The sequence below is a fragment of the Sphingobacterium sp. 18053 genome (assembly GCF_902706145.1).
Classification (GTDB): domain Bacteria; phylum Bacteroidota; class Bacteroidia; order Sphingobacteriales; family Sphingobacteriaceae; genus Sphingobacterium; species Sphingobacterium paramultivorum.
The window spans coordinates 576,770-603,515 of sequence record NZ_CACSJW010000001.1 but is presented as its reverse complement, the minus strand read 5'-3'; the positions used below and the strand labels follow the sequence as shown (position 1 = coordinate 603,515).

Genomic DNA, 26,746 nt, shown 5'->3' with positions numbered 1-26,746 from the left:
TTCGTAAAAATTCTAGAAACAAATCTGATGGAGCGCACTATGCTGTTCTTTATTCAGCTTTGTGCTCGGAATCCGTTTGTTGTATTTTATTACGACAAGCGATGAAGATATTCTAACGAGCTATTATTTAAGCATTAATCACGTATATTGTGTTAGATCATATTATAAAATTTAGCATTAAGAACAAGATCGTTATCGGTTTAATGACCTTGTTGCTTATCATTTGGGGGGCATGGAGTGCGACGAAACTACCCATAGACGCCGTTCCCGATATTACCAATAATCAAGTTCAGATTTTTACCTCTTGTCCAACTCTTGCCGGACAGGAAGTAGAGCAATTGGTGACTTTTCCAATTGAACAAAGTATTGCAACTGTACCTAAAATTGAGGAGATCAGGAGTATTTCACGCTTCGGACTTTCTGTCATTACCGTTGTTTTTGACGATGATGTAGATATTTATTTTGCCCGTCAGCTGATCGGTGAGCGTTTGAAAGAAGCGGTGGATCAGATTCCACAGGGTATTGGCAAACCTGAGTTGGCTCCAGTAAGTACCGGATTGGGAGAAGTGTATCAATATATTATCCATCCCAAAAAGGGAAGCGAAAAGAAATACAACGCAAAAGATTTGCGAACCATGCAAGATTGGATTGTTGCTCGTCAGCTTTATGGAACTCCTGGAATTGCCGAGGTCAATAGTTTCGGTGGCGAGCTTAAGCAATATGAAGTAGCTGTTGATCCGAATAGACTTAAGGCGATGAATATTACGATTCCAGAGATATTTACTGCCCTAGAGAAAAATAATCAAAATACAGGTGGTGCCTATATTGATAAAAAACCGAATGCATACTTTATCCGGGGGATTGGACTGGCGACCTCTTTGGAAGATGTCAGAAATATCGCTATCCGAAAATCAGGGTCTATACCGATTTATGTAAAAGATGTTGCAGATGTACGTTTTGGTCATGCTGTGCGTTATGGAGCCTTGACATACAATGGTGAGGTAGATGCTGTGGGTGGCGTTGTCATGATGCTAAAGGGTGAAAACAGCAATGAGGTGGTCAATCGTGTGAAAGAAAAACTACCGACTATCCAAAAGTCTTTGCCTGATGATGTGGTTATAGAGCCCTATTTAGACCGGACAGACCTCGTTGGGCGTGCGATCAGTACCGTTGAAAAAAATCTGATTGAAGGCGCCCTGATCGTAATTTTTGTCCTGGTATTATTTCTTGGGAACTTGCGGGCAGGCCTTATCGTTGCTTCGGCGATTCCACTGGCGCTGCTGTTTGCACTTGGACTGATGAACGTGTTCGGTGTAAGCGCCAATTTAATGAGTTTGGGTGCGATAGATTTCGGTTTGATTGTGGACGGAGCCGTCATTGTGGTGGAAGCGACGCTACACCATTTAGGCTTACGAAAGTCAACCGAGAAATTGACCCAGGCCGAAATGGATCATGAGGTATTTGAGTCTGCTTCAAAGATTCGTACCAGTGCAGCCTTTGGTGAGATTATTATTCTTATTGTCTATATTCCAATTTTAACATTGGTGGGTGTTGAAGGGAAAATGTTTCGTCCAATGGCACAAACAGTTGGGTTTGCCATTTTCGGAGCATTGATTCTCTCGTTAACCTATATCCCCATGATGTGTGCTCTGTTTCTGCCGAAAAAACACAGCGACAAGAAAACGTTGAGTGACCGGATGATTGCAGGACTACAACGTATTTATGAGCCTTTATTACAAAAAGCAATTCGGTTTAAATACCTGATCGTGAGTTTAACTGTTGCCATTTTTGCTTTGTCGGCCTTCTTTTTTAAGAACATGGGGGGCGAGTTTATTCCACAATTGCAGGAAGGCGATTATGCATTCCATTGCATACTTCCTCAGGGAAGCTCGCTTTCGCAAAGTATTGAAACCTCTATGCAGGCTTCCCGGATTATCAAGGAGTTCGATGAAGTGAAGATGGTCGTCGGTAAAACAGGAGCTGCGGAAGTGCCGACAGACCCTATGCCACCGGAAGCGACAGATATTATGGTGGTATTGAAGCCTCAAAAAGAGTGGAAGTCGGGCCGTTCTTATGAAGAACTGGGGAGCGCTATTCTGGAGAAGCTAGAAGTAATTCCGGGTGTCTTCTTTGAGAAAAATCAACCTATTCAAATGCGTTTCAATGAGTTAATGACGGGTATCCGTCAGGATGTTGCTGTAAAGATCTTCGGTGAAAACATCGATTCACTGGCCGCTTACGCCAATGTGGTTGCCGCTCAGATTCAATCCGTTCAAGGAGCAACTTCTCCACAAGTGGAGCGCGTATCCGGTCTCCCGCAAATTAATATCGTTTATGACCGCACCCGTATAGCGAATTATGGATTGACAATTCAGGACGTCAATGATGTGGTGAGTACCGCCTTTGCCGGTCGGAGTACGGGACAGATCTATGAAAATGAACGTCGCTTTGATCTGGTCGTCAGGTTAGATACAACGCACAGAAATAGTATTGATGATGTGCGTAATCTGATGATTCCTACAGATACGGGCACACAGATCCCTCTTTCTCAGGTTGCTGCCATTGATTATAAATTGGGGCCGGCCCAAATCAGTCGCGAAGCTGGTAAACGAAGAATTGTGATTGGATTTAATGTGGCAGGGCGTGATGTTCAAACCGTAGTAAAAGATATCCAACAACAATTGACTGCAAATGTAAAACTTCCTGCGGGTTATTATTTCACCTATGGAGGTCAGTTCGAGAATTTGCAAAAAGCGAGTTCGCGCCTGCTGATTGCTGTGCCAGTGTCCTTATTGCTTATTTTTATGCTGTTGTATTTCACGTTCCATTCCTTTAAGCAGGCGACGCTAATTTTTACCGCCATACCAATGAGTGCTATCGGGGGTGTATTTGCATTGATGTTGCGCGGCATGCCTTTCAGTATTAGTGCCGGTATCGGTTTTATTGCCTTGTTTGGCGTGGCCGTACTCAATGGTATCGTTTTAATTGGGACATTCAATCAGTTGAAGAAAGAGGGCGTCGATGATATTTTTCAACGCGTTAAAGAAGGTACTTTGACTCGTTTACGTCCTGTACTGATGACAGCGACAGTGGCCTCACTGGGCTTTTTACCGATGGCAATCAGTACAAGTGCCGGCGCTGAAGTTCAGAAGCCTTTGGCAACGGTTGTTATCGGCGGGTTGACAACAGCAACTTTCCTGACGTTGTTTGTGCTGCCCTTATTGTATATAATTTTTAATTCTAAATTGAATATGAAACGAAGTAGGGGTGCTAAGACCTTTGTTACAGTACTTGTTTTCTTATTTATGGCCTTGGGATCTCAGGTGTTTGGCCAAGAGCGCATTTCTGTTACAGAAGCTGTGGAAACTGCGCTGAAGAGCAATCGCCAGTTTCAGATCAACCAGGCTGAAATCGTGGGCGCTGGTTTCAATGTTAAAACGGCGACCGAAATCCCCAAGACCGGGATTTTTGCAGAAAATGAAGATTACCGTCCTACGGATAAGGCCGGCTTATTGAAAATTGGTATAACGCAAAGTATTGCCTGGCCCGGGCTCTATGCGGCGCGCAAGGAGTATTTTAAACAGCAACTAAAATATGCGAATTTAAATACGGATGTATTGAAAACTGCGATTACCAAAGACGTAAGGACAGCCTATTTTCAACTTTGGTATCTCCAGGATCGCCAAAAGCTGTATATGGAGTTGGATAGCATCTATACAGCCATGTTCAAAGCAACTGAACTTCGCTTTAGAACGGGTGACGTGGCTGCGCTGGATAAGATCGCAGCTGAGGCAAAACTGAAGGAACTGCAGGCGCAGCTTGTTCAAAACAAAAAGGACATTGTTATCCAGCAACAGCAACTTATGCTCTTGTTGGACCGTAACGAGTGGATGCTCCCATTGGATCAGTCCTTGGAGAAGATTGTCGTGAACGCCAGTCCATCTGAGGAAACAGTACATCCTTTACTTGTTTTACAGCAGCAAAACGTAAATATCGCTACATCAAATATCAGTGTTCAGAAAAATACAAATAAGCCTGAGTTCTCGGGTCGATTTTTCTCCCAACGTGTTTGGGGAGCCAAGGATCCCTTATCGGGATTTTCGGTCTCCGCATCTTTTCCGGTCTTTAGCCTAGGCGCGTATAAAAGTAAAGTGAAGGCTGCCAACGCTGAAATGGAAGTTCAACAGCGTAAGTTGGAATATGAGACGCAGGTATTCCAGACAAATAAAGGAAACGCACTTGCTGAAATTGACAAGAATAGTGCGTTACTACAATTTTATGAGTCTTCGGGTTTAAAACAAGCTGATGCCATCATTAAAGCGGCTAGTTTGGGTTATAGGACAGGGGAGATCAATTTTGCTGAATTAAGTCAATTTTTAAGTCAGGCCATTGGGATTCGCCAGAATTATTTAGAAGTCCTCAATCAGTATAATCAATCAGCAATTCAATATAATTACTTCAATAACAAATAAGTCAACAATGAAAGTTTTCATAAAGATATTTATCGTATGTATAGCCGTTACTGTTTTTTACGGTTGCGGTTCTAATGAGTCGGAGCGTAAAGGTCAACCGGAGGGAAAGGAAGCGCCTAAATCCGAAGAGGGGCATGAGGAAGGACCGGTTACCGTAGCGGCACTGAGTGCGGCACAAATAAAAGCTGTGGGCATCGTTTTTGGAGGTATTGAAGAGAAGGAACTAACAGCTACAATCAAGGCCAATGGACTTTTGAGTGTACCCAATAACAATAAAGCGAATGCAACGACGCTTTACGGTGGTGTTGTAAAGACATTAAACGTGCAGTTGGGGGATAACGTACGCAAGGGGCAGGTGATCGCTACGATTACCAACCCCCAGTTTGTACAGTTGCAGGAGGAATATGTATCCCTCGCAAGTAAGATTACCTTGGCGGAACAAGAAATGGCAAGGCAACAGGAACTCAATGAAGGTAATGCGGGCGCACGGAAAAATCTGCAGGCAGCAACAGCAGACTTCAACAGTTTACGGGCTCGAAAGGCCTCGTTGCAACAACAGATCCAATTGATGGGCATAAATCCCAATAGCGTGAATCTTTCTAATATGCGGACCTCATTGGCCGTAACAAGCCCTATCAATGGAACAGTAAGTAATGTTTTTGCGAAAATTGGGAGTTATGTAGATGTCTCTTCGCCAGTGATCGAGATTGTTGACAATAGTTTGCTGCATTTGGATCTGCAGGTGTTTGAAAAGGATCTACCTTTGGTTAAAGTCGGACAGCTCATCAACTTTCAACTGACCAACAACCCGGATAAAACCTATACCGCCAAAGTTTTTACGATTGGATCTTCCTTTGAAAATGATAGCAAGACCATCGCTGTGCACAGTACGGTCGTGGGCAGCAAAGTGGGGTTGATTGATGGGATGAACATCACGGGTATGATCGGTGTCAATAATGTACGGACTCCGGCTGTTCCGAATGACGCAATCGTGGAGGCTGACGGTAAGTATTATATTTTTGTGGAGACAGACAAGAAACCTGAGGAGCATGAAGAAGGGCACGACGATCACGGGCATGCGCACGATGAAGGTGAAGCAAAACATGCGCATAAAAATGAGCAAGAAGCTGGGCAGCATGGTGAAGAACAGGCTAAAAACATCAATTTTGAAAAAATAGAGATTCAAAAAGGCGTGTCTGCTTTGGGATATACGGCGATTATCCCGGTTACCGAAGTTCCTGCCGGGACGAAAATTGTTGTAAAGGGTGCCTTTTTTATCAATGCTAAAATGAGCAATACAGGTGGGCACGAACATTAATTGACAGTATTTGTTAACATAATCAAAGCAAGTTATGGAACATCAACATAGTTATGATGCACAAGGCAGACAGCTTTGTTGTACACAGACACAAAAAATATATAGTCAGGCGGGAGCAGAAGACCTTATTGGGAAAGCTCCGGCTTCCAGTCATGGTCATGATCATAGCCACGATGAAGACGGTCACGACCACTCAACGGCAGGGGCTAGTCAGATGCAGTTGTTTTTACCCGCGCTAATTTCCTTTATTTTGCTCATTGCAGCAATAGCCATGGATAATTGGATTGCGCAAGCATGGTTTAAGGATTGGGTTCGTTCAGGCTGGTATATCGTATCTTATCTGCCTGTTGGGTATCCTGTAATCAGAGATGCCCTAAAGAGTATTGCTAAAGGGGAAATCTTTTCGGAGTTTCTTTTAATGAGTATCGCTACGATAGGAGCTTTTGCGATCAAAGAATACCCAGAAGCTGTAGCGGTGATGTTATTTTACGCCGTAGGCGAGGTATTTCAGACCTTAGCGGTGAGTAGAGCTAAAAGTAATATTAAGGCACTACTGGATCAGCGTCCGGATGAAGTGACCATTTTGGAGAATGGAAAGAGCAAAGTAATCAAAGCCGCAGACGCAGGTATCGGAGCAATTGTTCAGCTGAAACCTGGCGAAAAGCTCGGGCTCGATGGTGAATTGCTGTCTGAACAAGGCGCATTTAATACTGCTGCGCTGACTGGCGAGAGCAAGCCAGATACAAAAATGAAAGGTGATGTTGTGCTGGCAGGAATGATTAATATGAACACGGTGAGCCTAATTCGGGTGACAACAGCTTATCAAGATAGCAAACTGAGTAAAATCCTTGAGCTTGTACAGAACGCTACAGCTCAAAAAGCGCCTACTGAACTGTTTATCCGTAAATTTGCTAAGATATATACCCCAATTGTCGTGTTTTTGGCTATTGGAATTTGCCTCCTACCTTACTTGTTTGTCGATCAATATGTATTTAGCGACTGGTTGTATAGAGCACTCGTATTTTTAGTGATATCCTGTCCCTGTGCACTTGTCATCTCGATTCCTTTGGGGTATTTTGGTGGAATCGGTGCCGCGAGTAGAAATGGTATACTTTTTAAAGGCAGTAATTTTTTGGATGCGATGGCAGATATCCGGCATGTGGTGATGGATAAAACCGGAACAATGACTGCCGGTGTTTTTAAGGTGCAGGAAATTAAGTTACAGGCTGGTTACAACGAGGCAAGAATTTTAAAGCTCGTCAATAAAATAGAAAGCCACAGCAGCCATCCAGTTGCAACAGCGATTAGGGAATATGCAGGTGCGATCGACGAGTCTATTAATCTCCATAATATAGAAGAAATCGCCGGACATGGATTAAAGGGAATTACTGAAGGCAAAGGGTTGCTGGTGGGTAACTTTAAATTGCTGGACAAGTTTAATGTAGCCTATGATATCGATCCGAATAGTATCGTATATACGACCATTGCCATCGCTTTGGACGGTAAATTTGTAGGATTCATGACCATCGCTGATAGCATTAAAGCAGATGCCGCGCTTACAATTCAGCTACTGCATAAGCTCGGTGTAAAAGCGACGATGTTGAGCGGGGATAAGACGACGGTAGTCGCCTATGTTGCCAAGGAACTTGGAATAGATCAGGCCTATGGTGACCTGCTTCCGGAAGATAAAGTGAATAAGGTCAGGGAAATAAAGGGGCTAAATGAATCTGTTGCTTTTGTTGGTGATGGCGTTAACGATGCTCCGGTTGTCGCACTGAGTGATGTTGGAATAGCGATGGGTGGACTGGGCAGTGATGCGACGATCGAGACGGCAGATGTCGTGATACAGGATGACAAACCTTCGAAGATTCCAATGGCCATTCGCATTGGGAAACAAACGAAAAAAGTTGTTTATCAGAATATTGGCCTTGCTTTTATAGTCAAAGGGATCGTGTTGATTCTTGGAGCTGGAGGTTTGGCAACAATGTGGGAGGCTGTATTTGCCGATGTTGGCGTATCGCTAATTGCGATATTGAATGCCATTAGAATTCAAAAAATGAAATTTTAACAATTGGCGCTAACTTACACCCGTCCTTTTCATTGAACGAAATGAAGGGCGGGTGTATTCCTATTTTTATTCGCTATCATTTATAAATACTAAATATATTAGTATATTTGAGCGTGATTTTTATTGCTTTTAGGCGATATAAGACGTCAATACATGAATGATATGGAAAGGAGCATCGTACATTGTGATCTTGATACATTTTTTGTATCAGTTGAGCGGCTGATAAACAGTAAACTTAATGGTGTACCGGTACTTATTGGCGGTAGCAGTGATCGGGGCGTGGTGGCTTCATGTTCCTATGAAGCCAGAAAATCAGGGGTGCATGCCGCGATGCCGATGCGCTTGGCATTAAGAATGTGTCCGGATGCTGTTGTCGTCAAAGGCGATCATGATCTCTACAGTTATTACTCCAATATGGTGACCGAAATTATTTCGCTTGAGACACCGGTTGTAGAGAAAGCAAGCATTGATGAACATTATCTTGATGTTTCTGGAATGGACCGTTTCTTTGGATGCTGGAAATGGACACAGGAATTGCGGCAGCGTATTATTCGGGAAACGGGGCTTCCGATCAGTTTCGGCCTTTCCGTCAATAAGACGGTGTCTAAAATAGCGACCGGCCAGGCGAAACCATGTGGTGAGCTGCAAGTAAATGGAGGTACAGAGAAGCAGTTCCTGGCACCGCTTTCTATTCGGAAAATACCGATGGTCGGCGATAAGTCGTATACCTTGTTGCGTAATATGGGAATTTCTAAAATTGGAACGTTGCAACAAATGGAGATTTTTACGTTACAACAGGTCTTAGGAGAAAATGGTGTAAATATCTGGCGGAAGGCCAATGGTCTGGATGATACGCTTGTGGTCCCTTTTCGTGAACAGAAATCCATGTCCAAAGAAACGACCTATCAGCAGGATACGATTGATATGGATGTATTGCGGCGGACACTCATCGGTATGGTTGATAATCTTTCCTTTGAATTGCGTAAAGAACAGCGGCTTACCAGCTGTGTTACCTTGAAGATACGTTATAGTAATTTTGATACCCATACCCAACAATTGCAGATCGGTTATACCAATTCCGATCGAAAATTGATTGAAGTTGCGCTATCCTTATTTAAAAAGTTATATAGTCGCCGCATGTTAATTCGGTTGGTGGGGGTTAAGTTTTCTGGTTTGATCTATGGAGCTTACCAAACCGATCTATTTGCGGATAATGCCGAAGAGGTAAATCTGATGCAGGCGATGGATCGTATTAAAAGTCGTTACGGTACAGCGTTTTTGATGAAAGGGATCTGTGTGCCCATGCCCGGGGAGAAAGGAGGGGTAGATGCCCTTAAATCTTCGTAGTTTCTATAGTTTGCGTTACGGCACATTGAGTCTGGAAGACCTTATCGAAGGTATTCAGTGCGGTGGTTACGATACTGCCGTACTAACCGATATTAATAATACTTCCGGGTCATTGGATTTTATTCGGTTGGGTCGGAAAAAGGGACTGAATTTACTCGCAGGAATGGAGTTTCGAGCCGATGATAAGCTTTGTTTTGTCGCTATAGCGAAGAACGAACGTGGTTTTCAGGAGATTAATGCCTATCGTACCAAACTCAATATGGAGCAACGATCGGTACCGCAACGTGCTCCTGATTTTGAAGAGGTATTTGTTGTTTATCCTTTTTCAGCAATCAGCCACCATTGCTTGCGCGACTATGAATATATTGGCATAAGGCCTTCGGAACGCACCAAAGTACGTTTGCTGGACCGGAAAATTTTGGCTAATTGTGTCATATTAGCACCGGTAAGTTTCCAACAAAATGACTATGTGTTACATAGGCAATTGCGTGCCATTGACAATAATCTGTTGATATCACAATTGGAAGCGGATCAGGTGGCCCATTCAGATGAAGTACTTTTGTCAAGAATGACCTTAACAGAAATGTTTTCGGATCTGCCCGAGCTTATGAACAATACAGAGCAACTGCTTGCCCAATGCTCTTTTTACTTCGACTTTGAGACAGTTAAAAATAAAACCACATTTACAGACAGTCATTATGCAGATCAGCAATTGCTTTTTAGTCAGGCATTAGCGGGACTGGAAAGACGTTATGGAAAAAATGATTCCGTTGCAATGGAACGAATCCAGCGGGAATTGGAAATTATTGAACAACTTAAATTTTCAAGCTATTTTCTGATAACGAATGATATCTGTCGCTATGCACGGCATAGCGACTTTCATTACGTAGGGCGTGGATCTGGAGCAAACTCTGCCGTTGCTTATTGTTTGGGAATTACCGATGTTGACCCCATCGCTCTGCATTTGCCATTTGAACGTTTTCTAAATCCGAAACGGAAGAGTGCCCCCGATTTTGATATTGACTTTAGCTGGAATGAACGTGACGCTATGTATAGTTATATTTTTAATAAGTATAAAAGTGGACACGTTGCATTGATGGGCGCAATGAGTACGTTTCGGTCGCGGAGCATTTTGCGTGAGCTCGGAAAGGTATATGGTCTTCCTAAAGGAGAAATAGATCGGTTGATCAACGAACCTGAACATATGCTTAACAAAAATGAGGTAACGAATACCATTTTGAGTGTCTATAATCGGATGGCGGATTTTCCTAATCAACGTTCAATTCATGCGAGTGGTGTACTCATTTCCGAGGCTCCCTTAACATGCTATGGAGCTATGGACTACCCTCCTAAAGGACTCCCCACGATGCAATTTGACATGTATGTTGCCGAAGATATTGGTTTTGAAAAATTTGACATCCTATCGCAACGGGGAATAGGGCATATCAAAGACTGTAAAGCAATCGTACGTGAGAATTTGGGCGAGCTGATCGATACCGACAACCCCAAGCTTTTCTTTCATGATCCGCTCATAGCAACGCAATTACAGTCAGCCCATACTATTGGGTGTTTTTATATAGAAAGTCCTGCGATGCGGCAACTTCTGACCAAATTGTCATGTAATACCTATAACACATTAGTGGCAGCATCTTCCATTATTCGTCCTGGTGTAGCGAGTTCAGGAATGATGAGCGAGTATATCCGACGTCACCACGATCCGTCTGTTGCGAATTATCCGCATCCAGTATTCAAAGAACAGTTGGAGGAAACTTATGGTGTGATGGTTTATCAGGAAGATGTGATGAAAATTGCGAATGCCTACGGTGGTCTTGACATGGCAGATGCAGATGTACTGCGACGAATGATGTCGGGCAAGTATCGTGATAAAGATCATCTTGCGGCCATCAAAGGACGTTTTTTTGCCAATTGCAAAACTCGAGGATACGAGGAGCAGGGAAGTTTGGAAATCTGGAGACAGATGGAGAGCTTTGCGGGCTATTCATTTAACAAGGCACATTCAGCCTCCTATGCTGTTGAGAGTTATCAGAGTTTATACTTAAAAACGTATTTTCCATTGGAGTTTATGGTTGCGGTACTCAATAATTATGGTGGTTTTTATAATCGTAAGGTTTACGTCAATGAAGCGCGCGTTGCGGGCGCTACCATCTGCCGGCCCTGTGTCAACCAGTCTCGTTTAAATGCACGTATTTTTGGAAAGGATATCTATCTGGGCTTTGATTGCCTGCAGCATCTGGAGGAAAAATTGGCTTTACGGATTGTTAATGAACGGGAATTGAATGGACCTTATCTCAGTTTAGAAAATTTTATTGGCCGGACGGAAATTAGCTTGGAGCAATTGATCATTTTAATCCGTGTGGGAGCCTTGCGTTTTACCGCCATAGGGAAAAAGCAATTATTGTGGGAAGGCCATTTGATGATGAGTAAATATAAACCTACCCGTGGCGGAAATGTTCTCTTTGAAATCGAGACCAGAAAACCGCTACTTCCTTTGCTTGAAGAAAACATCTTGGAAGACTATTATGATGAACTGGAATTGATTGGTTTCTGTGTTACGGGGACATTGTTTGATTTGGCAAAAAGCAGCTATAGAGGTGATATTTTTGCAGAAGACATGACGGCGCATGAAGGTGAAACAATTCGGATGGTCGGCGATTTCGTCTGTGAAAAAATTGTCAGGATGCGCAATGGAGGGCAGATGAAATTTGGGACCTTTTTGGATGCTGAAGGGCATTTTTTTGATACCGTTCATTTCCCGCAGACACTTGTCGAATTTCCACTTCGGGGAAACGGTATTTATTTGATCGAAGGGAAAATTGTGGTTGACTATGGTTGCCCCACACTCGAAGTGAGACGATGCGCCAAGATGCCCTTAAAATCTGATCCGCGAAGTGAATAGCCTATTTTTTAAATTACCTTTGTAAGATATTACCTGCTGTTAAAGTGATGACGAAAGAGCAAATTGCCGGATTGCTTGAAGGGGTACCCTCTGCAGTCGGCGTATATTATATTTATGATAAGCATGATGCGCTAATTTATGTCGGCAAGAGTATCGATATTAGAAATAGGTTATTGCAGCATTTTAGAAGTACAGATTTTAAGGAACGCAAAATCCAAGGAGCAGCCCGCAGAGTTGGATTTGAACTGACGGGCCATGAACTACTAGCGCTATTGCATGAATCTGACCTGATCAAAAAATATCAACCCTATTATAATCGGGCGCAGCGTCGAACCTACTACGGATTTGGCCTTTATCTAGCAGTGAATCCATTGGGCTATCAAGTTCTTCAAGTTGAGGCGCTTGATCCCGAGCGAGAAGAGTTCATGACTTTTTCGAGTTACCAGGAGGGGCGCGAGCAATTATTCAATATTGTGGAAGCGTATCAGCTCTGCCAAAAAATAAACAAATTACAGACGTATACGAAACATTGTTTTCAATATATGTTGAAGACCTGCAAAGGGGCATGTATTGCGCAGGAGCTTCCAGAAGACTATAATCGAAGAGTGCAGGAATTTGTAGCCTCTTCGGAGCTTCCGATGGGCGAAATATTTTTGGAGTTTTTAGGGCGTAATCCCAAAGAAAAGGGACTTGTTTACTTGTTAGATGGTCGGTATAAAGGATTTGGCTACTGTAATAAGCGTGTATATAGCGAAAAGAAAAAGCGAGAAGCCATCATCTTCAAAGCCGATAATAGAGATGTTAGACGTATTTTGAGACGTTATTTCAAACTCAACCCTGTTTAGATTTTTAACAACAATAATTTAATGGCTTAGTAGGCCAGTAAATTATTGTTTTACCTTCGGTAAAAACTTTTTGTCGTTCTCATCGGAATCTTTATAGTAGGCTCGGGCTTCGTCCAGTTTATGATGCATTTCTTCACGTACGTTTTGGTATGCTTGTACATTGTATACATTCTGCATTTCCTGTGGATCTTTCTCTAGATCGTATAATTCCCACTCATCTTTGTCATAATAGAAATGGATCAGTTTGTACCTTTCGGTACGAATCCCATAATGTCGTTTTACCATATGAATGGAAGGGTACTCATAGTAGGTGTAATATACTGCATCGCGCCATTGTTTTTCTTTTCCATTGAGTAGACCACGAAAAGATTTTCCCTGCATATCTTTCGGGATTGCAAGTCCTGCATAATCTAGGATTGTGGGGGCAAAATCAAGATTCTGAACAAGTGCTTTTGAGGATTGGCCAGCTTTAATTTCTGCTGGATAGCGGATCAATAAGGGGGGTCGGAGCGATTCTTCATACATAAAACGTTTGTCAAACCAACCATGTTCACCCAGATAGAACCCTTGGTCTGAGGTATAAATGACAATTGTATTTTCGTCGAGTCCATTGTCTTTCAAAAATTCCAATAGACGTCCAACACCGTCGTCCACTGCAGCAACGGTACCCAGATAATCCTGCATATAACGTTGATATCGCCAGCGCATCAGGTCTTCTTTGGACATGTTGTGATATTTCATCTTAAAATCTGCCATGATTGGGTTGTAGATTGAATCCCATGTTGCGCGCTGCGCTGCAGTCATTCTTCCTAGGTTTCCATTGAAGGCAGCTTTATCCCAGGATAGATATTCTTTTAGTCCCAATTCATCCATTAGCGCAGGAGGTATCTTGTTGTCACCAGCCCAGTTCATGTGTTTAAGGATATTCATTTCAGCGGTTTTAGCAGCAGTTCCTCTTCCTTCGTAGGTGTCGAATAGATTATTCGGTTCTTTGTAGGTTTTTGATGTATATTGTTGAAGATGTCGCAAAGCCGGTAGCCACTCTCGGTGTGGCGCTTTTTGATGATAGAGCACACAGAAAGGTTTGCTGGTATCTCTTTTAGCGATCCAATCTAGGGTCATATCGGTGGTGAGATCCGATACATAGCCTTGTATTTGTTGTTTTACACCATTGATAATAAAGTTTGGATTATAATATTCGCCTTGGTCAATAAGGACCGCTGAGTGGTTAAATCCCTGGGGTAGGCCATCCATATGGATTTTACCGATTAATGCCGTTTGATACCCATTTTTTTGGAGAATCTTGGCAAAGTTGTCCTGATTCCAATCGAATTTTGCCTCATTATCAATTTTCCCATTCATATAACTGTGCTTCCCAGTTAGGAGTACAGCCCGACTGGGTGCACATAATGAATTTGTCACGGTCGCACGTGTGAAAATGGCACCTTCCTTTGCTAATCTGTCAATATTGGGCGTTTCGTTCAATCCGTAACCATAAGCGCTGATCGCTTGATAACCATGGTCATCACTCATGATATATACAATATTTGGATGCTTTTTTGCATGGCCTTTTTGTGCCAATGCCCAAGAAGGTACAAGTGTGTACAAGGTGAAAGTAAGTATATAATGATGCAGTTTCATGGTTAAGGTTTGAATGTGTTATGCTGATCGATTTTACCTCAGGCTAATATAGGTGTTTTCATTGAGACAATGTCGGTGCTATTAGTTTAATGATAGGTTGTACTATTTAAATGATTTGTTTATTAAATTATTCTGATAGAAATTTGTGTTATTAATAATTTCAATTATATATGAAGAAGAGTTTATTAGCACTTGCACTGGGGGGATTGGGGATAGGAATTACCGAATTTAGTATGATGGGGATGCTACCGGACGTTGCCCAAAGTCTGCAAGTTTCAATTCCGGAAGCTGGTTATCTCATTACAGCTTATGCCTTAGGTGTAGTTATCGGTGCCCCACTGTTGGTGGTTGTTATGAATCGATTCTCGCCACTTAAGACCTTGATTATCCTCATGGGATTGTTTACCCTATTTAATGGATTATCTGTAGTTGCTCCAGACTATGGTCTTTTGTTGGTATCGCGTTTTATTTCGGGATTGCCACATGGTGCTTTCTTCGGGGTAGGGTCTGTTATTGCCAGTCGATTGGCCGATCCTGGTAAAGAAGCGCAGGCTGTAGCGACGATGTTTTCCGGATTGACAGTTGCCAATTTATTTGGGGTTCCATTGGGTACCTATATTGGACATCATTTTTCATGGCGTTATACTTTTCTATTGATTGTTATCGTCGGTATTTTGACCATGTTAGCCTTAAAGTTGTGGATGCCTAAAATGAAAGCAGCACCTAAAAATAATCCTTGGAAGGACTTTGGCATTTTTCGCAATGTGAATGTCTGGTTTATGGTTTTATTATTTTCAATAGCTCCAGGGGCACTGTTTGCCTGGATAAGTTATATAGCTCCGCTGATGACTGAAGTGTCTGGTGTTGCTGATAAATACCTGCCTTATATTATGGTTTTGGCTGGATTAGGTATGTTTGTGGGGAATTTGATCGGAGGGAAGTTGACGGACGCTTTTTCTTCAACAAAGGTGGTTGTAGCCGTACTGGTGGTTCAGATTTTATGTATGTTGGTTATTTACGGGCTGTCTGACAACGGTTGGGTATCCTTGGTGATGACTTTTTTAACCGGAGTCACTACTTTTGCGCTCGTACCTTCGTTAACCTTATTATTGCTTAACTCGGTAAAAAGTGATGCTGAAATGTTGGTTGCTTCTTTAGGACCTGCTTGTTTTAATATTGCGAATGCATTGGGTGCCTTTTTAGGTGGTGTACCCATTAATCAAGGCTATGGTTATACTTCTCCGGCTTTGGTTGGTGCGGTTATGGCAGCTTTAGGAATCGTAATTTCCCTATGTTATATCCAACGAAGCAAAAAGCAACCGGCTGTGGCTGCCAAAAAGGTTCTTGAGGATGCGGTAGGTCAGCTTTCGTAGAGTCCATTATGTTGTCTTGAAATTTGCTATCGGTTTTAAAAAAATAACGTATAGAATTGGTGTTAACCTAGATTTCCACCAATTCTATTGAAGATGGACTGAAATTGAACATCGATATTTTCACCCAGGTACATGCGCTTCGCCTGACGTTTTATTGGATAACCTTGGTTCAATAGAAAGGAAACTGCGGTTGTATTCTCTTTCGGTAGCACAACTTTGGAATTTTGCATTAAATACATTTTTAACAATGCCATTCCTGCAGCTTGTTCATTGGCAACAATAAGGCCTTCTCCCAAAGAAGGAAAATAATAACCGCGGAGCGTTTGGTTCTTCACATATAGAAAACCTGAAATGAAATGCGGTTCTATTTCGCATCGTCTATTTTCAGCTGCGGTTGTTAGGTCGAGCCTCAGAAGTTGCTTTTTGTATCGGGATTGATATTGCTGTATATTATTGTCCGCTTCTTCAAGATGGGGTGCTTGTATATCATCAAAGAAAAGATAAGAAGAAGATTCCTTGAAGCCGAGCTTTGTGTAAACAGGCGCGCCCATATCCGTTGCAATGAGTTGAATGCTGTTGCATTTTTTGTTGTTTGCTATACGAATAAGTTCTTGGGTGGTTTGTTTCCCATAGCCTTTTCCTCTTTCATCGGGAGCGACGATAATATGTCCGAGCCAGGCAACGTTGCTATGGATAATGGTCGTACCTATGGCCACAATTTTCTGATCGACCAGGAGTTTTATGGGGAAACAAAAAGGGCTTTCTATATAATGCTGTATTTTGATCGGCACATTACCCCATCCTTCTGGACTTAATGCTGTGATGACGGAGAGATCAGAAAACTGAATCGGTTCAAAATTCATCTAACATCTATTTTATTACTGCTTTATTGTACTTGTTTTTATATTCAAGGGGAGAGAGTCCTGTAAACCGACGGAATATCTCGCGAAAAGCCTTTATGTCCGTATATCCAATAGCGTACATCACTTCATTTACCGTTTTCCTCGAGCTTTCCAATTCTTTTTTTGCCGATTCTACTTTTATCCGTTGAAGATATTCCACGGGCGTATTGCCTGTCGCTTTAATAAATCTACGGTCGAAATTCCGACGTCCGACAGTGAATTTTTCAGATAACTTCTCCATGGAAATTTTTTCTGAAAAGTTATTCTCGAGATAGTCCTGTGCACGCATGACCATTTCATCTCCATGTGATTTTTGACCATTAAAGATCATAAAATCGGACTGTGTTTGTCTGGCAATATCAATTTGAAATATTTTGGAGCAATAAATAGCCGTCTGTCTGTCGTAGAATTTTTCGACCAGGTAAAGGAGGAGATTAAGGAACGAATAACCGCCACCATTGGTATAGATTCCTTGCTCATCAGTAATAATTTGTTCTGTTTTTAAGTTAACCTTTGGAAAGAGCTTATGAAAATTTGCCGCTGATTTCCAGTGGATAGAGCAGTTTTTGTTATCCAAAAGCCCTGTGGATGCGAGCAGATATGCGCCGGTACACATGCTTGCAACATTTGCTCCCTTGGTATAATGGTCTAATATCCATGCTGAGAGCATGCTATTACCAGCTTCTATCGCACTAAAATTAGAAATGACAGCGGGTACAATAATGAGGTCGGTCTTTTGAATCGTAGTGATATCTTTCTGCGTCATGACCGTTAATAATCCATTGACAAAGTTACTCTGTTTGGAAACTCCTGCCAATTCTATATTAAATATAGGTTCCCTGTTCAGTTGATCGTAATAGCGGTTCGCTTCTGTGAATACATGGTATGTTCCAACAATGCACGATATGGTATTAGGGCCTGTCTGACTGTCTGGAACTAAGATCGTTAGATGTTTCATGTTGAAAGTTTATAAGATTGAATAAACGATAATACGCTTATTTGATACTATTCAAATATACCGAAACGACTTGTCTAAATCAACCGCTGAGAATGTCTATTTTACACCCCTTTTTGTGTTTTGAAGTCCGCTATATTTGATCTATAAATTTAAATTAATACCACAAGATGGTACGAATGATCGCAATATACAAGACTCCTACGAATAGGGAGTTTTTTGACAAACACTATTTTGAGACACATATTCCCTTGGCAAAAACGCTTCCGGGACTTATTCGTTTAGATTTACATATTTGATTGAGGTATAGTAATATAAGAAGTATGAGTTAACGTTATAAAATACGATGAATGATGAAAAAGGAAGATTTTAAAATAAGCATTACCGTTGAAGCAGGTGCTCAACGTGTATTTGAAGCAATCAATAATGTCCGCGGATGGTGGTCTCAAAATATTGAAGGGCCAACTGCTGCTTTGCATGATGAGTTTATATATCATTATCAGGATGTACATCGTTGTCGAATACGAATAGAAACGATGGAAACAGATCGTAAAGTAGTCTGGCGGGTCCTCGAAAACTATTTTAAATTCACCCAGGATGAACGGGAATGGACTAATAGTTCCATTATCTTCGATATTGTGGAAGATGCGGGTACAACTACATTACATTTCACCCATCGTGGGCTTAATTCCCAGATGGAATGTTATCAGGTATGTCATGATGCCTGGACGTATTATATAGCGGACAGCCTAAGACAATTGATTTTAACTGGGCTGGGACAGCCTACTCCAAAGGAGGAAATAGCGCTGGGGGCTATGGAAGAGAATCGCATACCACATGATTCTGGGACAAAAAGTATCTACCATAGGCTGTTAATTGAAACTCCTGTAGAGACTGTTTACAAGGCGCTTACAACGGCGGAAGGACTAGCAGGCTGGTGGACACCAGATACCAAGGCAAAGCCGGAGATTGGTGCGATCCTGCGGTTTGGATTTGGTCCGAGCTATTTTAAAAATATGGAAGTTATTTCGCTGAAGCCTTATTCCAGGGTCGAGTGGCGCTGTGTCAAGGCATTTGAGGAATGGATTGGAACGACACTGACCTTTGAACTTGAACCTCAGCAAAAGGGATGTATGCTGCTGTTTCACCATGATGGCTGGGCAAATTATAGTGCGGAATTTGCTTCCTGCAGTTTTGATTGGGCACTATTTTTCAGGAGTTTAAAATTTTTCTGTGAAAAAGGAAAGGGTTTTCCTTATCCCGAATTTAAGGTATAAAATTCCTGAAGGGGCATAGTGTATTTTTGGTATAAAATGAGACTATCGCAATAGCTCGGCAATCGCATGCAGATAGTCTTTATTTTTAGAAAAATCATTATGTCCTTCCTTTGCCAAACGTATCAATTTATCCTGTTTTTTAAAAAAGTTACTCAGTTTAATGGAAGAATCAAAATAGACGGCATTATCCTGGTCTCCGTGGAAGATGATCGTTCTACATTTTACTTTTTGCAATGCCGCAGCATTGTCGAAATAAAAGGGGATCCCGCTTGTATCGAGTTCAGGAGCGACATGTTGTGTCCAATCTTGAAAACTATAGTAAGGTGCCTGAAGAATAAGCATTTTTGGAGAATTATGCGAAGCAATAGTTGAAGCAAGTGCCGTGCCCATAGATTGACCGATTATGATAATGTGATCTTCCGGATACTGTTGTGTCAGCTTATCATAGACCGTTTGCAGATCACGATAAAGTAGTTCTTCATTGGTTACTTTACCTTCACTTTTTCCGTAACCTCGGTAATCCAGCATAAAAAGATCATATCCGTTATCAGTATAGATATTGGCAATTTTACCCCAGGTATCTACAGCCCCATTACTGCCATGCAAATAGAAAATTAGTCCTTTGCTCTTGTCTGCCTTAAACAAGATTCCATGGAGTTTAACATGATCTGCTGTTGTGATAAATTGTTCTTCAAATTTGCCCTGAAAGCGGAACGTGGAATCTTGGAGCTTTTTACCTGGAAACAGTTGTTCTTCAAGTATTTCATTCCAGTTTGGTTTCACTTTAGATTTACTGTTGGATTGCGCATGTACTGCGGGGTATAAAAAGATGAATAGCAAGAGTAATAGTATTGGACGTAACCAAAGGTGACGGTAGAATTTTGTTAATGTGACGGTATTGTTTGAGTGCATAAAGATACTTGGTCTATGATTTTTATTGAAGTTACACATTTCTATGGCATCCAGAAAATGTGGGATTCCTAGTTTTAGCAGTATCTTTTCTTATAAACTTAATCTAGGTTAAGTTTATGCCTTAATCCAGGTTGTTGGAAGCAGGCTTCTTCTCGTCGTACCTTTGAGATAGCAATTTAAAATGAAGTGAATCAATTTGTGCTTCAACTTAAATTCATCAAGAACGATAAAAAAGGAGATCATAACATGAAAAAATCAATTGAAAGAATTTTCCAACGTCCAGCTCAACCGGGTATGGTAGGAGATGGATTTCGTGTATTTAATATGATACCAGGGAATGGGATTTCCCAAAAGAGGATGAGTCCATTTCTTTTACTGGATTTCAACGCAGCATTTGATTTTGGACCTTCGGATCATATCAGAGGCGTGGATGTACATCCGCATAAGGGATTTGAAACCGTTACTATCGCCTACAAAGGTAGTGTAGCCCATCACGACAGTTCGGGAAACAGCGGAGTTATTTGTCCGGGTGATGTACAATGGATGACTGCCGGTGCGGGTATATTACATAAAGAATACCATGAAGAGGAATTTTCAAAAAAAGGTGGATTGTTTGAAATGGTTCAGCTCTGGGTTAATTTACCAGCGAAAGATAAATCAACGGAGGCACATTACCAGGCGATTACAGCCAATCAGATGGGGAAGGTACTATTGCCTGACGCAGCAGGGGTAGTTAATGTCATCGCGGGAAAATTTAAGGATACGGTAGGGCCAGCGAGCACCTATACGTCTGTCAATCTATTTGATATCAAATTGGCGGAGCAACATGAAACGAATTTTTTAGTTCCACAAAATCATAATACTGCGATGCTGGTTGTGAATGGGGAGGTCGAGGTCAACGGTGAACTTGCGAAGGAACATAGTTTTGTTTTATTTGGTCATGATGGTGAAGAGATCTCGATAAAGGCCCATAAAAATGCGGTTTTACTTGTGTTAACCGGTGAGCCCATCGATGAACCTATCGTGAGCTATGGCCCATTTGTAATGAATACACAGGCAGAGATTTACCAAGCCTTTGAAGATTTTCAAGCTGGCAAGTTTGGTGTGCTCGAATAAGTGATATAAGTTTCCATCCATGGCCTACATGTATAACATGTAGGCCATTAATGGATATCATCATATAGAAGATTTTCTGTTAATTAGCTTTTCTTTAGATTATGGTGTTCAACGACTAAGAAAATTTTTTTGGCCGTCTGTCGTAGCAGATATGGATGATGAGAACCAGTAGTGTACAACAAAAGCCTGTCGACACCACGCCATTCCATTGAAAGTATTTCCAAGCGAGAGGGGCCAGGTAACTACCCAATGATCCACCCGCAAAGTAACTAAACATATAGACTGTATTTAGTCGGTTGGTTGCCCCGATATTTAAGGCAAAGAAAGCAGATTGATTGCTGATATGCATTGATTGTAAACCCAGGTCAATTAAGATTACACCAGTTATTAATCCGATATAGCTATTCCCCCCGATGTAGAATACAATCCAGCTCAATAGCAGGATACATATGGAACCAAGAATAACGGTATACGTAGAAACACGCGTTGCGATCCGGCCGACCAATGCTGCTGCCAAAGCGCCAACAGCCCCTATTAATCCGAAGGATCCGGCTACAGCGGACCCCGCGTGGAAAGGAGCTTCCTGTAAATGAAATACCAATGTAATCCAAAAAGCACTGAATCCCGCAAAACCTAGGGCACCTCTGAGTGCAGATAGCCGTAACACCGGTTGAGTTTTTGTCAAATGGATCAATGAGTGCATTAATTGTAGATAACTTCCTTGAAATGTCGGTTTCACATCGGGGAGTGCGAAAGCTAATAATAACATGAATAGAACCATTAATGCAATCGCCATATAATAGATCGCCTGCCATCCCCAGATATCGCCAATAAATCCTGCTGCGACGCGGGAGAGCAGAATACCTAATAGTAAGCCACTCATGACCATTCCGATTGAAGAATTGCGTTTTTCGGGAGTAGCAAGTTCGGCCGTAAGGGGGACGAGCATTTGGGGAACGACTGAGCTAAATCCAACCATAAAGCTTGCGATATAGAGCAGCCCAAGAGTGGGAGCGAAGACCATTGCCAATAAGGAGGCTATGATGAGTAGAAAAATTGATAATATTAATTTCTTTCTTTTTATCATATCTCCCAAAGGAACGATAAAGAGTAGCCCTGTTGCAAAACCGATCTGGGTGAGCATAGCAATCATACTAATTGCAGCTTCACTAACGTGAAAGTCTTTCGCCATCAATCCCAAAAGCGGTTGATTATAATAGTTGTTGCCGACGACTACTCCAGTTGTCAAGGTAATAAGCCATAAAAGAGGCTTCGTCAGTATAGGTGTATCCCGTTTTGAGTTTACGTGGAGTTTTATGTTTTGATTTGTTATGTCTGTTGTATGTATCATTTTGAATTTTATCTCCTTGCCTGCAAATTTACAGCGATCAGTAGCCCTTGAAAAATATCGTTTATTGTTGGATGAGAATCCAATGGTTGTCAGAAGGCTATCCAATAGAATAGTTGCTTCTTATCTTAATATTTCACAGGAAATCGTGTGTCGTTTAAAGTCAAAGGTTTAAAATTCAACTGGCCTATGCAGTTCTTATATGCATAGGCCAGTTGAATTTTAGATGAAAATAGTGCAGACTGATCAATCAGGTTTAAAGATTTATTTGCTGATTTCTCTTTTTGCGAGAAGCATTATATACAATGATCACACTAATCGTCATCAGGATAAATGCTAAGAAAAACGGCGCGCCAGAAAATTTAAATGGTGCTTTGTCATGGGTGAAATAATAAAATAGGTTTGTCATCATCGGTGGACCAATAATCGATGTTGCACTCATTAAGCTCGTTAGTGCACCTTGAAGTTCACCCTGTTCGTTTGAAGGAACATTTTTGGTAATAACAGACTGAAGAGCTGGTCCACAAATACCACCCAAGCAATAAGGGATAAGGAAGACGAACATCATCCATCCCTCGCTTGCAAATGAGAATAACAGTAGTCCAATGGCATACAGGGTCAATCCATAGAAAATGCTTTTTTGTTCACCAAGTTTGGGTGTAGTCCATCGAATTAAAACACCCTGAACCAATCCAATCAATAATCCAATAACACCTAATGAGATACCTACCATTCTTTCTGTCCAGTCGAATTTATACATGGTGAAGAAGTTCCAGTTACTTTGAACTGCATGACCTGCGATATATATTAAAATTAAGGCAACGATTAATCCGGATATTTCTGGATGTTTTCCAAGAAACTTAAAGGATCCAATTGGATTTGCGCGTTTCCATTCAAAAGCTCTACGTTTTTCTTTATCTAAGCTCTCAGGTAAGATAAAATAGCCATACAGGAAGTTTAGCATACACAGTCCTGCGGCCGCATAAAAGGGAACCCTGGCACCATAGTGACCGAGTAGACCGCCGATAACTGGGCCGATGATAAAGCCTAGACCAAATGCAGCGCCTATTAGACCAAAGTTCTTTGCCCGATCTTCATCCGTGGATATATCAGCGATATAAGCACTTGCCGTTGTAAAACTAGCGCCTGTCAGTCCAGCGATAACACGTCCTAAAAATAGCCAACCTATAGTTGGCGCGAGGGCAAGAAAGATGTAGTCTACAGCAAACCCAAAAAGTGAGATCAAAATAATTGGCCTTCTGCCATATTTATCACTGAGGTTACCAACGACAGGAGAACAGATGAATTGTGTGAAAGCGTAGGCAAAGCCGAGCCAGCCGCCATATTTTGCCGCTTCACTGATGTCGCTATGAATCAATTCCTCGATAAGTTTAGGAACGACTGGAATAATGATTCCCCAACCCGTAATATCGATTAGTAGTGTAATAAATATGAATCCGATTGCTGCTTTTTTCTTGGAATTTTCCATCATGATTCAAAAGTAATGAAATCCTTAAAAACTTGTTTGTTATTTAATTACTAATTTGTGCTGCGTGTTATATTTTCGGTAGTGTTAACAAACCGAAAACAAGAAGTTTTTTTCTTTCGATAGAACGCCTAAGTCTGATTAGATCGCTTGACATTTTGGATGGTGCCGTACAGTAAAATTACATGAATTCGCAATAAAACACAGTTTATTTGCTTGGGCATGTAAGGATAAAGCAAGTTCTATCTGGGATTTATCTGTGATGAGAACCTCGGGGTGTAGTGTGACTTCTGTAAAACGACCACTTCCATCTCCATCCGTTTCGAGGGTAGCGATAGCATTGTCCGTATAGGATAAAACCTCGATGCTATTTTGTGAGCAGACGTACAAATAGGACATCATGTGGCAAGAAATCAGGCTGCTAAGCAGCAAATCTTCCGGATTGTACAATGCGGGGTCACCTTTGAATGCTTTTGCTGCGGAAACTTGCAGGTCAGCTTTCCCTTCGATCGCGATGTGATGGCTCTTTGTATAAATTTTTGAACCCACAGCAGTAGGCTGTTCAGGATTTTTCCAAGTTAAGGACGCTTTGAAGATATGTTTGTAACTCATTTTTGTTTCAAATTTAAGGTATTCTCCAATATTATAGGACGTCTAGTCCGTCAATTACAAGATGTGCAGGATAGGTCGAATTGACTAGATCAAAATTTTATATTTATCATTTGGAGCAAATTGGCATTTCGATAAAACTACTTCGTTTGTAATCAGACTGCAGTGGTGTCTGATTACAGTACTGTTATGTGCGAACAAAAGTGATATAATCTGTGTTGATAGGCTCAATCCCATTTTTTCGCATTTCGCTTGCTATTTGCGCCCTGTGATAGGTGCCATGATTAAAGACGTGTAACAGAATGTCGTTGGCCTTATTATGAAAAGCCTGATGCTGTGTGTTTGTATAATTGATAATTTCATCCTCCATATCATTTCTGCGCTGAATCTGCTGCCCAAATCCTTCTGAAGCTAAATCGTGATACCTTTGGCAATCGATGATACTGTGCTCATCCCAAACACCAACAGGTGGTTTTTCACCAGTTAATCGACTTAACCAAATAATCTGCGCATTGACAATATGGCTAAAGAGCCGTATGCAAGAATGAGGTACTTTTTCGCCTTCACTTTTCAGTTTATTCAGTAGTGCTGTATTGGCCCAGTTATTATATAACCAAAGCTGCATAAAAGTAGTTGACATCTAATTGTTGTTTATGTGGGTTCTGTAAAATTAAATATACGGAAGATAGAAGTAAATGAAAATTACCTAATTAATTAAAATTATAGAATAACGCTATTCTATATTGATAACCTAGCAAATTACTTTATTTGCTGGATGAACTAGCTGTTGTGTTCACGCTAAAAATCATAGTCATTTTAAAGCAATATATTTGTTACAATTTAATTATTTTGTGCGTAATTCTATTTTTTGAATTTGCTCAGTTCTTAATTGGGATATATTCAGATTGTTAGCGTTATAGGTTGTTGTTTTTTGTCGCAGAAATGTCTTTTTGCGTTATCACTTGACAAGTCAGACTACCACAAACTAAAGGATATCATTATATTAGACTGATATTATTGAAAAGTATGCTATCTATGAACAGGTTTTTCCAAAATTACAATACGGGGAAACGTATTATCCTTCACTTGTGTTTTTGGTTTTTGGTTTTGGGAATGCAATTCATTTCCTATCAGCGGATAGATATTGATAATTCCTGGATTTTGTTTGTAAAGGACGTATTTTCTTTGTTGACAATATTTTATGTGACAGCATATATCATCATCCCGCGATGGTTTATTCCAGGGAAGTTTGTGTTATGTATATTATGGTTGTTGTTTATTTACGCCTGGTGGTCGTTTCTAAGTTACTTTGCTGCACTATTAACGTTGAAATATCTAACACCAGATATTCGCCTGTCAAGCTATCTTGAAATAATATTAAGTCAAGGAATCTTTGGTGCTTTTCGCCTTTCTTCCATTAGCGATTATTTGTTGGATTTTATTTTTTTGGTGGCGCTGCCATTGACCGTAAAAATTGTACAGGCATTTATGTCTGTCAGAAATTCAAAAATGAAACTTGAATTGAAAAATTCAGCACTGGAATTGAACAATGTCCAGTTGGAACTTGCCTTTCTAAAATACCAGATTAACCCACATTTTTTACTTAACACACTTTATAGCATCTATGTGCTGGTATCCGATCATGATGAAAGAGGCGGCGAAAGTATGATGCGTTTAAGCAGTATTATGGTGTATTTACTGCATGAAAGTAATCAACCCAGGATAGAAATTAGCCGCGAATTTCAATTGCTAAAGGATTATGTTGAATTGGAAAAGTTACGCTATAGCGAGACCGTGCAGATCAAATTAAATCTGGCGGCTGAAGACGAAAACAGCATGATGGTTCCTTTGATCTTTTTTCCGTTTGTAGAAAATGCATTTAAACACGGCCCTCGGCTAAGTTCTTCGGCGGGATGGATATCCATAGACGTTAAAGTGAGGGATGATAAGGTATATATGCACGTGGCTAATGCGTATAGAGAACTTTCAAAACCAGAAAATTATATCGGTGGATTAGGGATAGAAAATGTAAAAAAACGACTGGAACTTCATTATCCTCATAATCACAATTTGGAAATAAAGTCGCATGAGGGTGTATTTAGTGTTAATCTTGTTGTAACTTTACATTCGGAAACAGAGCCGTAGCACCAAAGCAGCGGG

General features: G+C 41.2%; 19 protein-coding genes. 11 read left to right on the top strand and 8 right to left on the bottom strand.

Going from position 1 to position 26,746, the window contains the following annotated elements; translation table 11 throughout:
- The first annotated feature begins 149 nt into the window (after positions 1-149).
- From GVK91_RS02740 to GVK91_RS02715, 6 genes are all read left to right on the top strand, one after another.
- The gene (locus tag GVK91_RS02740; protein ID WP_159726791.1) at positions 150-4,472 is read left to right on the top strand and encodes a CusA/CzcA family heavy metal efflux RND transporter; all 4,323 of its coding nucleotides are present in this window, start codon (positions 150-152) and stop codon (positions 4,470-4,472) included.
- Between the two features lie 7 nt (positions 4,473-4,479).
- The gene (locus tag GVK91_RS02735) at positions 4,480-5,790 is read left to right on the top strand and encodes an efflux RND transporter periplasmic adaptor subunit (protein ID WP_153845984.1); all 1,311 of its coding nucleotides are present in this window, start codon (positions 4,480-4,482) and stop codon (positions 5,788-5,790) included.
- Positions 5,791-5,824: 34 nt separating this feature from the next.
- The gene (locus tag GVK91_RS02730; RefSeq protein WP_159726789.1) at positions 5,825-7,858 is read left to right on the top strand and encodes a heavy metal translocating P-type ATPase; all 2,034 of its coding nucleotides are present in this window, start codon (positions 5,825-5,827) and stop codon (positions 7,856-7,858) included.
- 162 nt (positions 7,859-8,020) lie between these two features.
- On the top strand, positions 8,021-9,205 hold the full coding sequence (gene dinB / locus GVK91_RS02725) for a DNA polymerase IV (protein WP_159726787.1): 1,185 nt from the start codon (positions 8,021-8,023) through the stop codon (positions 9,203-9,205).
- A complete protein-coding gene (gene dnaE, locus GVK91_RS02720) occupies positions 9,186-12,122 on the top strand; it encodes a DNA polymerase III subunit alpha (RefSeq protein WP_159726784.1) in 2,937 nt (978 codons plus the stop codon). The genes dinB and dnaE overlap by 20 nt, the downstream gene beginning before the upstream one ends.
- A gap of 47 nt (positions 12,123-12,169) precedes the next feature.
- Positions 12,170-12,967 (top strand): GIY-YIG nuclease family protein, encoded by a 798-nt coding sequence (locus GVK91_RS02715; protein ID WP_153845988.1) that lies wholly within the window; start codon positions 12,170-12,172, stop codon positions 12,965-12,967.
- A 42-nt stretch (positions 12,968-13,009) separates the two neighbouring features.
- On the opposite strand, the gene GVK91_RS02710 is transcribed toward GVK91_RS02715, so the two are convergent.
- The gene (locus GVK91_RS02710) at positions 13,010-14,608 is read right to left on the bottom strand and encodes a sulfatase (RefSeq protein WP_159726782.1); all 1,599 of its coding nucleotides are present in this window, start codon (positions 14,606-14,608) and stop codon (positions 13,010-13,012) included.
- Positions 14,609-14,778: 170 nt separating this feature from the next.
- Between GVK91_RS02710 and GVK91_RS02705 the strand changes: the two genes are divergently transcribed.
- Positions 14,779-15,981 (top strand): MFS transporter, encoded by a 1,203-nt coding sequence (locus GVK91_RS02705; protein WP_159726780.1) that lies wholly within the window; start codon positions 14,779-14,781, stop codon positions 15,979-15,981.
- Positions 15,982-16,043: 62 nt separating this feature from the next.
- Here GVK91_RS02705 and GVK91_RS02700 read toward each other — a convergent pair whose 3' ends face one another.
- Entirely contained in the window at positions 16,044-16,844 is an 801-nt protein-coding gene (locus GVK91_RS02700; RefSeq protein ID WP_153848674.1) for a GNAT family N-acetyltransferase, read from the bottom strand.
- Positions 16,845-16,851: 7 nt separating this feature from the next.
- Entirely contained in the window at positions 16,852-17,841 is a 990-nt protein-coding gene (locus tag GVK91_RS02695; protein ID WP_153848673.1) for a GlxA family transcriptional regulator, read from the bottom strand.
- A gap of 167 nt (positions 17,842-18,008) precedes the next feature.
- On the opposite strand from GVK91_RS02695, the gene GVK91_RS27735 reads away from it, so the two are divergent.
- Together GVK91_RS27735 and GVK91_RS02685 are read left to right on the top strand one after the other, a co-directional pair.
- Positions 18,009-18,137, top strand: a complete 129-nt coding sequence (locus tag GVK91_RS27735) for an EthD family reductase (protein WP_153848672.1) — start codon at positions 18,009-18,011, stop codon at positions 18,135-18,137.
- Between the two features lie 51 nt (positions 18,138-18,188).
- Positions 18,189-19,115, top strand: a complete 927-nt coding sequence (locus GVK91_RS02685) for an SRPBCC family protein (protein ID WP_235032741.1) — start codon at positions 18,189-18,191, stop codon at positions 19,113-19,115.
- Between the two features lie 42 nt (positions 19,116-19,157).
- Here the strand turns inward: GVK91_RS02685 and GVK91_RS02680 are convergent, their stop codons facing one another.
- Positions 19,158-20,027 carry an alpha/beta hydrolase gene (locus GVK91_RS02680; protein WP_159726778.1) on the bottom strand — a complete coding sequence of 290 codons (870 nt, stop codon included), beginning with the start codon at positions 20,025-20,027 and terminating at the stop codon, positions 19,158-19,160.
- Between the two features lie 246 nt (positions 20,028-20,273).
- Between GVK91_RS02680 and GVK91_RS02675 the strand changes: the two genes are divergently transcribed.
- Positions 20,274-21,143 carry a pirin family protein gene (locus GVK91_RS02675; RefSeq protein WP_159726776.1) on the top strand — a complete coding sequence of 290 codons (870 nt, stop codon included), beginning with the start codon at positions 20,274-20,276 and terminating at the stop codon, positions 21,141-21,143.
- Positions 21,144-21,258: 115 nt separating this feature from the next.
- Here GVK91_RS02675 and GVK91_RS02670 read toward each other — a convergent pair whose 3' ends face one another.
- The 4 genes from GVK91_RS02670 to GVK91_RS02655 all read right to left on the bottom strand — a co-directional run bounded on the left by GVK91_RS02670 (position 21,259) and on the right by GVK91_RS02655 (position 25,226).
- A complete protein-coding gene (locus tag GVK91_RS02670) occupies positions 21,259-22,494 on the bottom strand; it encodes an MFS transporter (RefSeq protein WP_153848677.1) in 1,236 nt (411 codons plus the stop codon).
- A 253-nt stretch (positions 22,495-22,747) separates the two neighbouring features.
- A complete protein-coding gene (locus GVK91_RS02665; protein ID WP_327196885.1) occupies positions 22,748-23,983 on the bottom strand; it encodes a TCR/Tet family MFS transporter in 1,236 nt (411 codons plus the stop codon).
- Between the two features lie 135 nt (positions 23,984-24,118).
- On the bottom strand, positions 24,119-24,589 hold the full coding sequence (locus GVK91_RS02660) for an OsmC family protein (protein WP_153848669.1): 471 nt from the start codon (positions 24,587-24,589) through the stop codon (positions 24,119-24,121).
- A gap of 184 nt (positions 24,590-24,773) precedes the next feature.
- Positions 24,774-25,226, bottom strand: a complete 453-nt coding sequence (locus GVK91_RS02655) for a DinB family protein (RefSeq protein ID WP_159726774.1) — start codon at positions 25,224-25,226, stop codon at positions 24,774-24,776.
- 395 nt (positions 25,227-25,621) lie between these two features.
- On the opposite strand from GVK91_RS02655, the gene GVK91_RS02650 reads away from it, so the two are divergent.
- Positions 25,622-26,731 carry a sensor histidine kinase gene (locus GVK91_RS02650; RefSeq protein ID WP_159726772.1) on the top strand — a complete coding sequence of 370 codons (1,110 nt, stop codon included), beginning with the start codon at positions 25,622-25,624 and terminating at the stop codon, positions 26,729-26,731.
- Positions 26,732-26,746 lie beyond the last annotated feature (15 nt).

Bases quoted from the DNA above. Each gene is read 5' to 3' on its own strand.
- GVK91_RS02735 (WP_153845984.1), top strand. From the start codon at position 4,480: ATGAAAGTTTTCATAAAGATATTTATCGTATGTATAGCCGTTACTGTT.
- GVK91_RS02730 (WP_159726789.1), top strand. From the start codon at position 5,825: ATGGAACATCAACATAGTTATGATGCACAAGGCAGACAGCTTTGTTGT.
- dinB (WP_159726787.1), top strand. From the start codon at position 8,021: ATGGAAAGGAGCATCGTACATTGTGATCTTGATACATTTTTTGTATCA.
- dnaE (WP_159726784.1), top strand. From the start codon at position 9,186: ATGCCCTTAAATCTTCGTAGTTTCTATAGTTTGCGTTACGGCACATTG.
- GVK91_RS02715 (WP_153845988.1), top strand. From the start codon at position 12,170: ATGACGAAAGAGCAAATTGCCGGATTGCTTGAAGGGGTACCCTCTGCA.
- GVK91_RS02710 (WP_159726782.1), bottom strand. From the start codon at position 14,608: ATGAAACTGCATCATTATATACTTACTTTCACCTTGTACACACTTGTA.
- GVK91_RS02705 (WP_159726780.1), top strand. From the start codon at position 14,779: ATGAAGAAGAGTTTATTAGCACTTGCACTGGGGGGATTGGGGATAGGA.
- GVK91_RS02700 (WP_153848674.1), bottom strand. From the start codon at position 16,844: ATGAATTTTGAACCGATTCAGTTTTCTGATCTCTCCGTCATCACAGCA.
- GVK91_RS02695 (WP_153848673.1), bottom strand. From the start codon at position 17,841: ATGAAACATCTAACGATCTTAGTTCCAGACAGTCAGACAGGCCCTAAT.
- GVK91_RS27735 (WP_153848672.1), top strand. From the start codon at position 18,009: ATGGTACGAATGATCGCAATATACAAGACTCCTACGAATAGGGAGTTT.
- GVK91_RS02685 (WP_235032741.1), top strand. From the start codon at position 18,189: ATGATGAAAAAGGAAGATTTTAAAATAAGCATTACCGTTGAAGCAGGT.
- GVK91_RS02680 (WP_159726778.1), bottom strand. From the start codon at position 20,027: ATGCACTCAAACAATACCGTCACATTAACAAAATTCTACCGTCACCTT.
- GVK91_RS02675 (WP_159726776.1), top strand. From the start codon at position 20,274: ATGAAAAAATCAATTGAAAGAATTTTCCAACGTCCAGCTCAACCGGGT.
- GVK91_RS02670 (WP_153848677.1), bottom strand. From the start codon at position 22,494: ATGATACATACAACAGACATAACAAATCAAAACATAAAACTCCACGTA.
- GVK91_RS02665 (WP_327196885.1), bottom strand. From the start codon at position 23,983: ATGATGGAAAATTCCAAGAAAAAAGCAGCAATCGGATTCATATTTATT.
- GVK91_RS02660 (WP_153848669.1), bottom strand. From the start codon at position 24,589: ATGAGTTACAAACATATCTTCAAAGCGTCCTTAACTTGGAAAAATCCT.
- GVK91_RS02655 (WP_159726774.1), bottom strand. From the start codon at position 25,226: ATGTCAACTACTTTTATGCAGCTTTGGTTATATAATAACTGGGCCAAT.
- GVK91_RS02650 (WP_159726772.1), top strand. From the start codon at position 25,622: ATGAACAGGTTTTTCCAAAATTACAATACGGGGAAACGTATTATCCTT.